Genomic DNA, 12,442 nt, shown 5'->3' with positions numbered 1-12,442 from the left:
TCACAAGGCGGGAGCACAGCGAGTGGAAGGTCGACAACACGTCAAGCGATCTTGAACCGATCCACTGATTGACGCAGTTCATCGGCGGTACGCGACAGCTCGTGCACCATGTGCGCGGTGGAGCGGGTACCGTCACCGGCTTGTTCCGTCACCGCGAAGATGTGCTGGATGTTGGCGGCCACCAGGTTGGCGGAATCGGCTTCGCGCTTGGCTTCGTCCGAAATCGCTTCAATCAGGGACGACAGCTCGCGCGTCACGCGGTCGATGTCGACCAGCGCGGTACCGGCCGCATCGGACAGTCGCGCCCCCTGCACCACGCCCTGCGTCGACTGCTCCATGGCGGCCACGGCATCTTGCGTGTCGGTCTGAATGGTCTTCACCAGCGCGGCAATCTGGCGCGTCGCGTCGGCCGAGCGTTCGGCCAGCCGCTGCACTTCTTCTGCCACCACCGAGAAGCCTCGGCCTGCTTCGCCGGCAGAGGCCGCCTGGATGGCGGCGTTCAGGGCCAGCACGTTGGTCTGTTCGGTAATGTCCGAGATCAGTTCGGTGATTTCGCCGATCTCCTGGGACGATTCGCCCAGCCGCTTGATCCGCTTGGAGGTCTCCTGGATCTGCTCGCGGATCGCGTTCATACCGCCGATCGAGTCCTGCACCGCCTGGCGGCCGTTCGAGGTCACCGTCAGCGACTGCTTGGCCACCTCGGCCGACTGCTGGGCCTGCGCGGACACCTGGTTAATCCGGGTCGCCATCTGCAGCACCGATTCGCCGGTTTCGCGAATCTCGCGCAGCTGTTCGGTCGACGCGGCCAGCAGCTCGGTCGAGGTCGACTCCACCTGCTGCGTCGTGTGCGTCACCCGCGCTGCCGTGCCCTGCACCTGGGCCACCAGGTTGCGCAGCTCTTCCACGGTGTAGTTCACCGAGTCGGCGATGGCGCCGGTGATGTCCTCGGTCACGGTCGCTTGCTGCGTCAAATCGCCTTCAGCCACCGTCTGCAGTTCGTTCATCAACCGCAGAATGGCCGCCTGGTTGGCGTCGTTGACGCGCTTGGCTTCGCGTTCGTGTTCCTCGGCCTGCTGGGCACGCAAGGCCTGGTTGCGCACATACAAGCGCAGCAAGCCCAGGCCACCCAGCGCAATCGCCACGCCCGACAACAGCAGCACGGCGATGTGCAAGGCGCTCAGGCCGCTCTGGCTTTCCAGGCCCGCCTGCACGGCTTCGAGACCCTTTCGCAGCGGCTCGGAGTCGCCCACGATCGCGGCCTGCGCTTCACGCGCCGACACCAGGCCCTGCAGGTTGCCCAGAATCGCGCTGGCCTGCGTACGGGTCTGTTCGTACTGGGTGATCAGCTGTTCCAGCCGCTCCTTGGCCTGCGGGTCCTTGGTGCCCGGCAGGCGCAGTTCGGCATTGCCCTTGAGCAGGCCATCGGCGATTTCGCGGAACGAGTTCAAGTCCTTGCCGAGCAGGAACACCGCCTCGGGGCTCACGCCTTCGAGCGTCAGGAATTCGTTCGCGCTCTTGCCGATACGCTGCGTCAGCATCACCAACTGGCCCACCGCCGACAGCTCGGACGCCGAGGCGCCGCTTTGCAGCTTCAGCGAGTTCACGGTCTCGGCGATTTCGAGCAGATCGGACGACTGGCGGTTGATCAGGCGCAGCGCCTGGCCCACCTGGGTCAGCGTCTTCTGCTGGGCCAGCACCACGCTGCCGTTCTTTTCGGCGCGGTCCAGCAGCGGCATCAGCGGCGCCAGGGTTTCCTGCACGGCCGCCGGGGCCGCGGCCACCTGTTCGTTGCCGGCGTTCAGGCCGCGCAGGCTGCGGGCCAGCACCTCGCCGCTTTCCTTCATTTCAGGGAACGCGGCCGGGCTGCCGATCAGCGCCTGCGACACCGATTTCGCCAGACGTTGCGACTGCATCAGCGCCTGACCGGTGGCGGCCAGCTGGCCGGCCTGCTTGGTCGCCGCGTTCAGCGCCAACGCACCCGTCAACACGAAGGCCACCGCGCCGCCGACGATCAGGCCGAGCAGCACGCGCTGCTGCTGCGCCAGCGGCTGCTTGCCGATCAGCGGCAGCGCCGCCGGCTCGTCGGCCGACGACATCTGCGCCTCGGCCGCTGCGGCAGCGGCCGCCCCGGCCGGCGCCACCGCGGCCAGCGCTTCGCCGAGCGCCGTCTGGTGGGCACCGTCGGCGCCGTCGCCGATGTCGGTGTCGGGGCCGGCGTCATGGGCGTGGGTCGAGGGGCCGGCGTCGCCGCTGCGCGTCGAGCCGGCATCCGAAGGGCCGCCCTTCGCCAGGCGCTGATCGATCTCGCTGAGCAGCAAATCAACTTCATGGTCGCCCGACGGGGCGGCGCCATGCGAATCGGCGGGCTTGCCGGCGGAGCTCTTCAGGGTGTCGTGCTGACTCATTGTTTCCTCTCACAGACCGCGAACGACACGCGGCGTCGACTTTCGGGCAAACCGTGGCGCGTCACGCGGCCACGTCCAGAAACTGGGGGTCTTGCGCCAGGGCCGCCAAATCAAGCTCCTGCCAGACGCGCCCCTGGGGATCGCGCCAGGACGGGCCGGCAAACCCGGGCCGCGGTTCGTTGGCCGGCGCCAAGCGCTCGAGCTGCTCGGAGTCGCGCAGGCCCGCCAGGCGATCCACCATGATCGCGGCGTTGACCCGCAACGACGGGTTCAGCATCACCAGTTGCGCGCCGGTGCGCGGAGCCGTCGGCATGGCCGTGTCGCGCAGGTGCAGGAACTGGCCCAGGTCGACCACCGCGTTGAGCTGGCCGCGCAGGTTCGCCACCCCGACCATCCAGGGCTTGGCGTGGGGCACCGGCGCCACCTGGCGCGCAGCGTGGATTTCACCGGCCTGCGCCAGCGGCAGCAGCAGGCCGAGCTGAGCGCATTCGACAGCCAGCCAGCCGGACTCGCGGGGGCGTTCGCGGGCGGCCTGGAGCCGGTTGGCCAGCCGCAATTGAAGTTCCCGGAGGGCGTCCTTGCTGGGCATCGTGGAAGTGCTGCGGTGGGTGTGGGGCGGGCGTCAGCCCAGGGCTTGGATCTTGGCCAGCAGGTCGTTGGCGTCGACCGGCTTGACGACGTAGTCGCTCGCGCCCTGGCGCAGGCCCCAGACGCGGTCGGTTTCCTGGTTCTTGCTGGTGCACATGATCACCGGCACGCCGGCGAAGCGCGGGTCACGGGTGATCGCACGGGTCAGCTGGAAGCCGTTCGTGCCGGGCATCACCACGTCCATCAGGATCAGGTCGGGCTTGGCCTCGGCCAGGCGGCGCATGGCCTCTTCGCCGTTCTCGGCGGTGCGCACGGTGTAGCCCTTCTGCGTCAGGATGTCCGACAGCAGGTGCAGCTCGGTCTTGGAGTCGTCAACGAGGAGGATGTTCTGGATCGGCATGGTGGGTAACTCCGGCAAGCCCCGGGCTCACGGGGCCCGGGTGGTGCAGTGCCCGACGGGCGCCTAAGCGGCCATCGAGCGGAAATGCGCGACCACGCGCAGCAGTTGTTCCTTGGTGAAGGGCTTGGTGAGGTAGTCGTCCGAACCCACCATGCGCCCGCGGGCTTTGTCGAACACACCATCCTTGGACGACAGCATGACCACCGGCACATTGGCGAAACGCGGATTGCGCTTGATGATGGCGCAAGTCTGGTATCCATCCAAGCGCGGCATCAGGATGTCGCAGAAGATCAGCGTCGGCTCATGGTCATTGACCTTGGCCAAGGCATCGAAGCCGTCTTCGGCCAACACGACCTCGTAGCCGCCTTGGCGCAGGAAGATCTCCGCGCTGCGGCGGATCGTGTTGCTGTCGTCAATGACCAGAACCCTGGTCGCCGACGCGGGGTGTTCCGTAGTTTTATCGGTCACCATTCGCCCCCAAACGATGATTGTTGTGCACGCCTGAATGGCGGCGGGAAATTCAAGGCTGCGATGACGGCGAGTGTCAGATCTGAACCATTTCGAAATCTTCCTTGCGTGCGCCGCATTCCGGGCAGGTCCAATTCATCGGAACGTCGTCCCAACGGGTTCCCGGCGCAATGCCATGCTCGGCGTCCCCGGCTGCCTCGTCAAAAATCCATCCGCAGATGAGGCACATCCAGGTTCTGTATTCACTCACTTTTGTCGTTGCCAGATCACTACAATCGCTTTTGATTGTAGCCACCGACCCCTGGCAAAAGCCAAGGGTTTATCGGCACATACGCCACAAAGCTCACCCTTTTCTGAACTTCTCGCCACAAGTGCGCACAACACGTGTCGCCATACTCGGCGAGCAGGCTCCTGACCGATGACCACCACACCCCAAAGCGATCCGGGCACCGGCCCTGCCGAGCCCGAACAAGAAGCCCCCGCACCCGCTTGCGTGATGAGCTTCAACGCCAGCGATCCCAGCGGCGCCGGCGGCCTGGGTGGCGACGTGGCCACCATTGCCGCGATGGGTGCGCATGCCTTGCCGGTCGTGACCAGCATCCTGATGCGCGACACGGCCGAAATCTTTGACCAGCACGTGATCGACGGCGATGCGATCGTCGAGCAAGCCCGTTACGTATTGGAAGACGTGACGCTGGCCGGCTTCAAGGTCGGATTTCTCGGCTCGGCCGAAAACGTGTCGGCGGTGGCCGAGATCCTGTCCGACTACGCCGAGGCGCCGCTGGTGTCGTATTTGCCGGCCCTGTCCTGGCTGTCGGACGACGAATCGCAGAGTTACCTCGACGCGTTCCGCGAACTGATCCTGCCGGCCACCGAGGTGCTGGTCGGCAACCACAAGACGCTGACCGATTTCCTGCTGCCCGATTGGGATTCCGACCGCCCGGCCTCGCCGCGCGAGCTGGCGGTGGCCGCCGCCGAGCACGGCACCCGCTACGTGCTGGTGACCGGCGTGATGCTGCCGGCCAAGGGCACGGGCAGCCAGTTCATCGACAACGTGCTGGCGTCGGCCCAGGGTGCGCTGACCGGCGAGAAGTTCGAGCTGTTCGAGGTCAGCTTCGTCGGCGCCGGCGACACGCTGGCCGCCGCGCTGGCCTCGCTGCTGGCCGTGGGCAGCGAGCTGCAGGCCGCCGTCGGCGAGTCGCTGCAGTTCCTCGACCAGAGCCTGGACGCAGGCTTCCGCCCCGGCATGGGCAACATCATTCCCGACCGCTTCTTCTGGGCCATGCCGCCCGAAGACGCTGAAAACCCCGAAGCGGCCGAAGACGGCAGCGGCGTCGACGACGACCTCTCCCCCAGCGAGCCCACCACCCCGCCCGGAGGCTCGCGCCGTGTCCACTGATCCCAAGACCTCCCGCAACGCCACGCTGTTCGAGCGCGCCCAGGCCAGCATCCCCGGCGGGGTCAACTCGCCGGTGCGCGCCTTCCGCGCGGTCGGCGGCACGCCGCGTTTCATCGCCCGCGCCGAAGGCGCCTACATGTGGGACGCCGAGGGCCAGAAGTACATCGACTACATCGGCTCGTGGGGCCCGATGATCCTGGGTCACGGCCACCCGGCCGTGCTGGACGCGGTGCTCAAGGCCGCGCGCGACGGCTTCAGCTTCGGCGCGCCGACCGAGCGCGAGGTCGAGCTGGCTGAAGAGATCATCCGCCACGTGCCGAGCATCGAGCAGGTGCGCCTGGTCAGCTCGGGCACCGAAGCCGCGATGAGCGCGATCCGGCTGGCGCGCGGCGCGACCGGCCGCTCGAAGCTGATCAAGTTTGAAGGCTGCTACCACGGCCATGCCGATGCGCTGCTGGTCAAGGCCGGCTCGGGCCTGGCCACCTTCGGCCACCCGACCAGCGCGGGTGTGCCGCCCGAGGTCGTGCAGCACACGCTGGTGCTGCGCTACAACGACATCGAGCAGCTCGAAGCCGCGTTCGCCACCCACGGCGCCGAGCTGGCCTGCGTGATGATCGAGCCGATCGCCGGCAACATGAATTTCGTGCGTGCCAGCGTGCCCTTCGTCAAGCGCCTGCGCGAGCTGTGCGACCAGCACGGCGCGCTGCTTGTGTTCGACGAGGTGATGACCGGCTTCCGCGTCGCCCTGGGCAGCGCCCAGAGCGTCTACGCCAAGGCCCTGCCCGGCTTCAAGCCCGACATCAGCGTGTTCGGCAAGGTCATCGGTGGCGGCATGCCGCTGGCGGCCTTCGGCACCACGCGCAAGACCATGCAGCAGCTGGCGCCTCTGGGCCCGGTCTACCAGGCCGGCACCCTGTCGGGCAACCCGGTGGCCACCGCCTGCGGCCTGGCCACGCTGCGCGAGATCGCCAAGCCGGGCTTCTACGAAGCGCTGGCCGCATCGACCCGCGCGCTGGTGCAGGGCCTGCAGGCCGCGGCCGATGACGCCGGCGTGCCGTTCGTGTCCGACAGCGAAGGCGGCATGTTCGGCTTCTTCTTCGGCGCCGAGCTGCCGCAGAACTACGACGCGGTGATGGCCACCGACAAGGAGCGCTTCAACCGCTTCTTCCATGCCATGCTCGACCGCGGCGTCTACCTCGCGCCGGCGCTATACGAGGCCGGCTTCGTCAGCGCGGCGCACACCGCCGCCGACATCGACGCGACGGTCCAGGCGGCGCGTGAAGCGCTGCGCGCCGGCTGAGTTTTCCTGACCGTGCCACGGCCCGCCGGCGGCGGGCCGCTGCCTAGAGTTTCGTCCTCCATGCACATCCACATCCTGGGCATCTGCGGCACCTTCATGGGTGGCCTCGCGGCGCTCGCCCGCGAAGCCGGCCACCGCGTCACCGGCTGCGACGCCAACGTCTACCCGCCGATGAGCGACCAGCTGCGTGCCCTGGGCATCGAGCTGATCGAAGGTTTCGGCGCCGACCAGCTGGCCCTGAATCCCGACGTGTTCGTGGTCGGCAACGTCGTGACCCGCGGCAACCCGCTGATGGAGGCGGTGCTCGACGCCGGCGCCGCCTACACCAGCGGCCCGCAATGGCTGGCCGAGAACGTGCTGCAGGGTCGCCACGTGCTGGCCGTGGCAGGCACGCACGGCAAGACCACGACCACCGCGATGCTGGCCTGGATCCTCGACCAGGCAGGCCTGGAGCCCGGTTTCCTGGTCGGCGGCGTGCCGCAGAACTTCGGTATCTCGGCCCGGCTGGGCGATGCCACACGCGGCGCCAACACGCCCTTCGTGATCGAGGCCGACGAGTACGACACGGCGTTCTTCGACAAACGCAGCAAGTTCGTCCACTACCGGCCGCGCACCGCGATCCTGAACAACCTCGAGTACGACCACGCCGACATCTTCCCGGACCTGGCCGCGATCGAGACCCAGTTCCACCACCTGGTGCGCACCGTGCCGGCCAGCGGCCGCCTGGTCGTCAACGCCCGCGACGAGGCGCTGCAGCGGGTGCTGGAGCGTGGCTGCTGGAGCGAGGTGCAGCGCTTTGGCGCGCGCAGGGAAGAGCCCGGCGCCTGGCGCGCGCGCGGCGAGCCGCAGGCCTTCGACCTGCTGCGTGGCTCGATGAAGCTGGCGCGTGTCGAATGGCCGCTGCTGGGTGAGCACAACCAGCTCAACGCACTGGCCGCCGTGGCGGCGGCCGATCACCTGGGCGTCGCCCCCGAGCAGGCCGCGGCCGCGCTGGCCCGATTCGAGAACGTCAAGCGCCGGCTCGAGCTGCGTGGCGAAGCCGGTGGCGTGAAGGTCTACGACGACTTTGCCCACCACCCGACAGCGATTCGCACCACCGTCAACGGGCTGCGCCGCAAAGTGGGTGTCGACCGCATCCTGGCCGTCTTCGAGCCGCGCTCGAACACGATGAAGCTGGGCACGATGAAGGCCCAGTTGCCCTGGGCACTGGAAGAAGCCGACCTGAGCTTCTGCCACCAGGGCAACCTGGGCTGGGACGCGCGCGAGGCGCTGGCACCAATGGGCAAGCAGGCGCAGGTCTGCGACTCGATCGACACCCTGGTCGCGGCCGTCGTCAAGGCGGCCAAGCCCGGCGACCATGTGCTGTGCATGAGCAACGGTGGCTTCGGTGGCGTGCACGCCAAGCTGCTGGCGGCACTGGCGAAATGACACCCCCACGCTCCCTTCCGGTCGCTGCCCCCCGAGGGGGCTCTTGCAGCGGACCGGCGGAGCCGGATCCGCGCAAGGCCCTTGGCTCGGCCATAACGCACGTGCTTTACCTGCACGGTTTTCGCTCGTCGCCGCTGTCGACCAAGGCCCAGATGGTCGGCCGCTGGCTGGCGCGGCACCGGCCCGAGATCCATTTCTGGTGCCCGCAACTGCCGCCTTCGCCACGCGCGGCGATGCAGCAGGTGTTTGATGGCATCGCCGATTGGCCGCACGCCACGACGGCGGTGATGGGCAGCTCGCTGGGTGGCTTCTACGCCGGCGTGGTGGCCGAGCGCATCGGCTGCCCGGCGGTGGTGCTGAACCCGGCCGTCGACCCGGCCCGCGATCTGGCTCACCACATCGGCGAGCAGACCACCTGGCACAAGCCCGAAGAACACTTCTACTTTCGCGCCGAGTACGTCGACGAACTGCGCGCGATGACCCCGCCCGTGCTGACCCGGCCCGAGCGCTACGCCGCCGTCATCGCCAAGGGCGACGAGCTGCTGGACTGGCGCGAGATGACGGCCCGCCATGCCGGCGCCCACACGCTGCTGCTCGACGGCAGCGACCATGCTCTGAGCGATTTCGACCAACAGCTGCCGTTCGTGCTGCGCTTTCTTCACCTGACCCCATGAGACTGACCGACAAGATCTGCATCGTCACCGGCGCCGCCCAAGGCATCGGCCTGGCCACCGCGCTGAAATTCGCCCGCGAAGGCGCGGTCGTCGTGGTCTGCGACCTGAAGCAAGAGGCCCTCGACGCCGCCGTGGCGCAATGCCTGGCCGCCGGTGGCCGCGCCGAAGGCCACCTGGTCGACGTGACCAAGCGCGAGCAGGTCGACGCGATGGTGGCCGCGGTGAAGGCCCGCCATGGTCGCATCGACGTACTGGTCAACAACGCCGGCATCACCCGCGACGCCCGCTTGCAGAAGATGAGCCAAGCGCAGTTCGACGCGGTGATCGACGTCAACCTGCGCGGTGTTTTCCACTGCGCGCAGGCGGTGGCCGACACGATGGTCGAGCAAGGCCAGGGCGTGATTCTCAACGCCTCGTCGGTCGTCGGCCTTTACGGCAACTTCGGCCAGACCAACTACGCCGCCGCCAAGTTCGGCGTGATCGGCTTCACCAAGACCTGGAGCCGCGAGCTCGGGCCCAAGGGCGTGCGCGTCAACGCGGTCGCACCGGGCTTCATCGAGACGCCGATACTGGCCACCATCCCCGAGAAGGTGCTGGGTCACATGCGCGAGCAGGTGCCCCTCAAGCGCCTGGGCCGGCCCGAAGAGATCGCCAACGTCTACGCCTTCCTGGCCAGCGACGAGGCCAGCTACGTCAACGGCGCGGTGCTCGAGGTGTCGGGCGGGATGACGGTTTGACGCTCACCGCCACCGTTTGACACGAGTGGGCCCAAGCCACCGGGCCGCACTCAGCGACAATCCCCGCCGTGATGTATGCCCTGTTCGATGACGCCGGCAAATTCCTCGCCGGCCGCGTGATGTCCGAGGCCGACAGTTCGATGCAGGTCGAGCTGGATTCGGGCAAGCGCGTCAAGGTCAAATCCGCCAACGTGCTGCTGCGCTTCGACAAGCCGCAGCCGGCCGAGTTGCTGGCGGCCGCGCACGCGCGCGCCCCCGAGATCGACCTCGACCTGGCCTGGGAATTTGCGCCCGAGGGCGAGTTCGGTTTTGCCGAGCTGGCGCGCGACTACTTCGACGCCAAGGCCGGCCCCGAGCTGCAGGCAGCGGCGCTGTTCCGCCTGTTCGACGCGCCGCACTACTTCCGCCGCGCCGGCAAGGGCTTGTTCAAGAAGGCGCCCGAAGAGATCGTCAAGGCCGCGCTGCTGGCGATCGAGCGCAAGAAGCAGCAGGCCGCGCAAATCGAAGCCTGGGCCGAAGAGCTGGCCGCCGGCCAGTGCCCGGCGCCGGTGAAAGAGCAGCTCTACAAGATCCTGTTCAAGCCCGACAAGAACGCGCCCGAGTACAAGGCCGTGGTCGAGGCCGCCAAGCGCAGCCAGCGCGCGCCGCTGGACCTGCTGACCGCGTCCGGCGCGATCAGCAGCCCCTACCAGTTCCACTGGCGCCGGTTCCTGTTCGAGACCTTCCCCAAAGGCTACGGCTTCCCGGCGCTCGAGGCCCCGGCGATCCGCGACGAGCTGCCGCTGTCGCCGGTCCAGGCCTTCTCGATCGACGATTCGCAGACCACCGAGATCGATGACGCGCTGTCGGTGCAAGGGCTGGGCAGCGGCACCGTCACCTTCGGCATCCACATCGCCGCACCGGCGTTGGCGATTGCGCCCGACTCGGCGCTGGACAAGGTCGCCCGCGACCGCCTGTCCACCGTCTACATGCCGGGCTTCAAGATCACGATGCTGCCCGACGCCGTGGTGCAGGCCTACACGTTGATCGAAGGGCGCGATTGCCCGGCCGTCAGCCTGTACGTCACGATCGACGAGGCCACGCTCGACGTGAAGAGCAGCGAGACCCGGCTCGAGCGGGTGCCGATCGCGGCCAACCTGCGCCACGACCAGCTCGACGAGCACGTGACCGAAGCCACGCTGACCGGCGAAGCGCCGGCCGGCTACCCGTTCGCCACCGAGCTGGCGTTCTGCTTCCGCCTCGCGCAGTCGCTGAAGGCGGCGCGCGAAGTGGTGCGCGGCAAGCCCGAGAATTTCAACCGGCCGGACTACAACTTCCGCCTCGAAGGCAACGACGGCGCCGAGCCCGATGGCAGCGAAACCGTGCGCATCACCGAGCGCCGCCGCGGCGCGCCGCTGGACCTGATCGTCTCGGAGGCGATGATCCTGGCCAACAGCCGCTGGGGCGGCTGGCTGGGCGAGCTGGGCGTGCCCGGCATCTACCGCAGCCAGGCCAGCCTGGCGCCGGGCGTGAAGGTGCGCATGGGCGTCAAGCCGGCGCCGCACGCCGGCATGGGCGTGGCCCAGTACACCTGGGCCACCTCGCCACTTCGGCGTTATGTCGACCTGGTCAACCAGTGGCAGATCATCGCCTGCGCGCGCCACGGCCGCACCGCGGCGCTGGCGGCCCCGTTCAAGCCGAAAGACGCGACGCTGTTCTCGATCATCTCGGGCTTCGACGGCGCCTATTCGGCCTACAACGGTTTCCAGAACGGCATCGAGCGCTACTGGGCGCTGCGCCATGTCGACCAACAGGGCCTGACCGAGCTCGACGCCTCGGTGATGAAGGACGGGCTGGTGCGCTGTGACCACCTGCCGCTGGTCTTCCGCGCGCTCGGCACCGACAGCCTGCCGCGTGGCACCCATGTGCGGGTGCGCGTGACCGGCATCGACCTGCTCACGCTGGACCTGCACGCCAGCCTGGTCGCGCGCCTGGACGACGGCGGCGCCGAAGACGCCGCGGCCGACGAAGAAGGCGAAGGCGACGACACCGAGCAGGCCGCCGCTGGCGCACTGACGCTGGCGATCGACCTGGCGGATGGCGGCGAAGGCAACGACGAAGCGCCCGGCGCCGTGCCGGCCGCCGCCTGATCGCCATGCGCTGGCTCGCTTCGCTCAAGGCCCTGCCGCTGACGGCGCTGCATTGGGCGCTGATCTTCTCGGCCGCCGTGCACGGCGTGTTGTTGACCGTGCGCTTCGTCGACCCCGAGGCCTTCAACCGCGTGTTCGAGGACACGCCGCTGGAGGTCGTGCTGGTCAATGCGCGCTCTGACGAGAAGCCGCTCAAGGCCCAGGCCATCGCGCAGGCCAGCCTGGCCGGCGGCGGCGAGGCCGAGAAAGGCCGCGCCACCTCGCCGCTGCCGCCGTCGGCCATCACGGTCGCCGGCGACGCCGAGACCGACGCGACCAAGCAGGTCGAGCAGATGCAGGACGTGCAGCAGCAGCTGCTGGCGCAGATCCGGCGCGAGATGGCGCTGTTGCCGCCGCCCGACCCCGCGCGCCCGGTCCAGAGCCGCGACGAAGCCGAGCGTGAAGAGCGCCGGCGCCAGCTGCTGCGCCTGCTGGCGGAGATCGAGAAACGCATCAACGATGAAAACGCGCGGCCGAAGAAGCGCTACATCAGCCCGGCCACGCGCGAAGAGGTCTATGCGCTGTACTACGACAGCCTGCGCCGCAAGATCGAAGAGCGCGGCACACGCAACTTCCCCGAGTACAAGGGCCAGAAGCTGTACGGCGAGCTGACGATGAACCTGACCATCGATGCGCGCGGCCACGTGATCGAGGCCGAAGTCGTGCGCCCGGCCAAGTCGGCCGAGCTGAACCGGCGCGCCGTCGCCATCGTGCACGCCGCCGGGCCGTTCGGCCCGTTCACCGACGCCATGCGCCGCCAGGCCGACCAGATCGTCGTCACCTCGCGTTTCCGCTTCACCCGCACCGACGGGCTGGAAACCACGCTCAGCACCGCCACGCCGCGCTGACACGCCGGCGCGGCCGACTTCGCACCG

12 protein-coding genes are annotated in these 12,442 nt (G+C 68.5%); 7 read left to right on the top strand and 5 right to left on the bottom strand.

Features of this window, described 5'->3' with window-relative positions; translation table 11 throughout:
* Nucleotides 1-41: 41 nt before the first annotated feature.
* The 5 genes from ACE3SG_RS19760 to ACE3SG_RS19740 form a co-directional block, all read right to left on the bottom strand.
* Nucleotides 42-2,405 carry a methyl-accepting chemotaxis protein gene (locus ACE3SG_RS19760; protein WP_374567866.1) on the bottom strand — a complete coding sequence of 788 codons (2,364 nt, stop codon included), beginning with the start codon at nt 2,403-2,405 and terminating at the stop codon, nt 42-44.
* Between the two features lie 61 nt (nt 2,406-2,466).
* Nucleotides 2,467-2,994 (bottom strand): chemotaxis protein CheW, encoded by a 528-nt coding sequence (locus tag ACE3SG_RS19755; RefSeq protein ID WP_374567865.1) that lies wholly within the window; start codon nt 2,992-2,994, stop codon nt 2,467-2,469.
* A 33-nt stretch (nt 2,995-3,027) separates the two neighbouring features.
* Entirely contained in the window at nt 3,028-3,393 is a 366-nt protein-coding gene (locus ACE3SG_RS19750; protein WP_329722728.1) for a response regulator, read from the bottom strand.
* Between the two features lie 63 nt (nt 3,394-3,456).
* Nucleotides 3,457-3,864: a PleD family two-component system response regulator gene (locus tag ACE3SG_RS19745; RefSeq protein WP_374567863.1), complete on the bottom strand. Its 408-nt coding sequence runs from the start codon at nt 3,862-3,864 to the stop codon at nt 3,457-3,459.
* A gap of 73 nt (nt 3,865-3,937) precedes the next feature.
* Complete coding sequence (locus ACE3SG_RS19740) at nt 3,938-4,090, bottom strand: rubredoxin (RefSeq protein ID WP_374567862.1); 153 nt, start codon at nt 4,088-4,090, stop codon at nt 3,938-3,940.
* Between the two features lie 189 nt (nt 4,091-4,279).
* On the opposite strand from ACE3SG_RS19740, the gene ACE3SG_RS19735 reads away from it, so the two are divergent.
* The 7 genes from ACE3SG_RS19735 (at nt 4,280) to ACE3SG_RS19705 (ending at nt 12,415) form a co-directional block, all read left to right on the top strand.
* Entirely contained in the window at nt 4,280-5,260 is a 981-nt protein-coding gene (locus ACE3SG_RS19735) for a hydroxymethylpyrimidine/phosphomethylpyrimidine kinase (RefSeq protein ID WP_374567861.1), read from the top strand.
* Nucleotides 5,250-6,560, top strand: a complete 1,311-nt coding sequence (gene hemL, locus ACE3SG_RS19730; RefSeq protein ID WP_374567859.1) for a glutamate-1-semialdehyde 2,1-aminomutase — start codon at nt 5,250-5,252, stop codon at nt 6,558-6,560. Before ACE3SG_RS19735 ends, hemL begins: the two co-directional genes overlap by 11 nt.
* A gap of 60 nt (nt 6,561-6,620) precedes the next feature.
* Nucleotides 6,621-7,988 carry a UDP-N-acetylmuramate:L-alanyl-gamma-D-glutamyl-meso-diaminopimelate ligase gene (gene mpl, locus ACE3SG_RS19725; RefSeq protein WP_374567857.1) on the top strand — a complete coding sequence of 456 codons (1,368 nt, stop codon included), beginning with the start codon at nt 6,621-6,623 and terminating at the stop codon, nt 7,986-7,988.
* 101 nt (nt 7,989-8,089) lie between these two features.
* A complete protein-coding gene (locus ACE3SG_RS19720) occupies nt 8,090-8,662 on the top strand; it encodes a YqiA/YcfP family alpha/beta fold hydrolase (protein ID WP_374567855.1) in 573 nt (190 codons plus the stop codon).
* A complete protein-coding gene (gene fabG / locus ACE3SG_RS19715; RefSeq protein ID WP_374567853.1) occupies nt 8,659-9,399 on the top strand; it encodes a 3-oxoacyl-ACP reductase FabG in 741 nt (246 codons plus the stop codon). Before ACE3SG_RS19720 ends, fabG begins: the two co-directional genes overlap by 4 nt.
* A gap of 71 nt (nt 9,400-9,470) precedes the next feature.
* Entirely contained in the window at nt 9,471-11,528 is a 2,058-nt protein-coding gene (locus tag ACE3SG_RS19710) for a ribonuclease catalytic domain-containing protein (protein WP_374567954.1), read from the top strand.
* A gap of 5 nt (nt 11,529-11,533) precedes the next feature.
* The gene (locus ACE3SG_RS19705) at nt 11,534-12,415 is read left to right on the top strand and encodes an energy transducer TonB (RefSeq protein ID WP_374567851.1); all 882 of its coding nucleotides are present in this window, start codon (nt 11,534-11,536) and stop codon (nt 12,413-12,415) included.
* Nucleotides 12,416-12,442 lie beyond the last annotated feature (27 nt).

Origin of the sequence: Ideonella sp. (assembly GCF_041914305.1) — a bacterium.
Lineage (GTDB): Bacteria > Pseudomonadota > Gammaproteobacteria > Burkholderiales > Burkholderiaceae_C > Ideonella.
The sequence above is the reverse complement of the archived record's forward strand: the minus strand, read 5'-3'. Positions and strand labels throughout refer to the sequence as shown.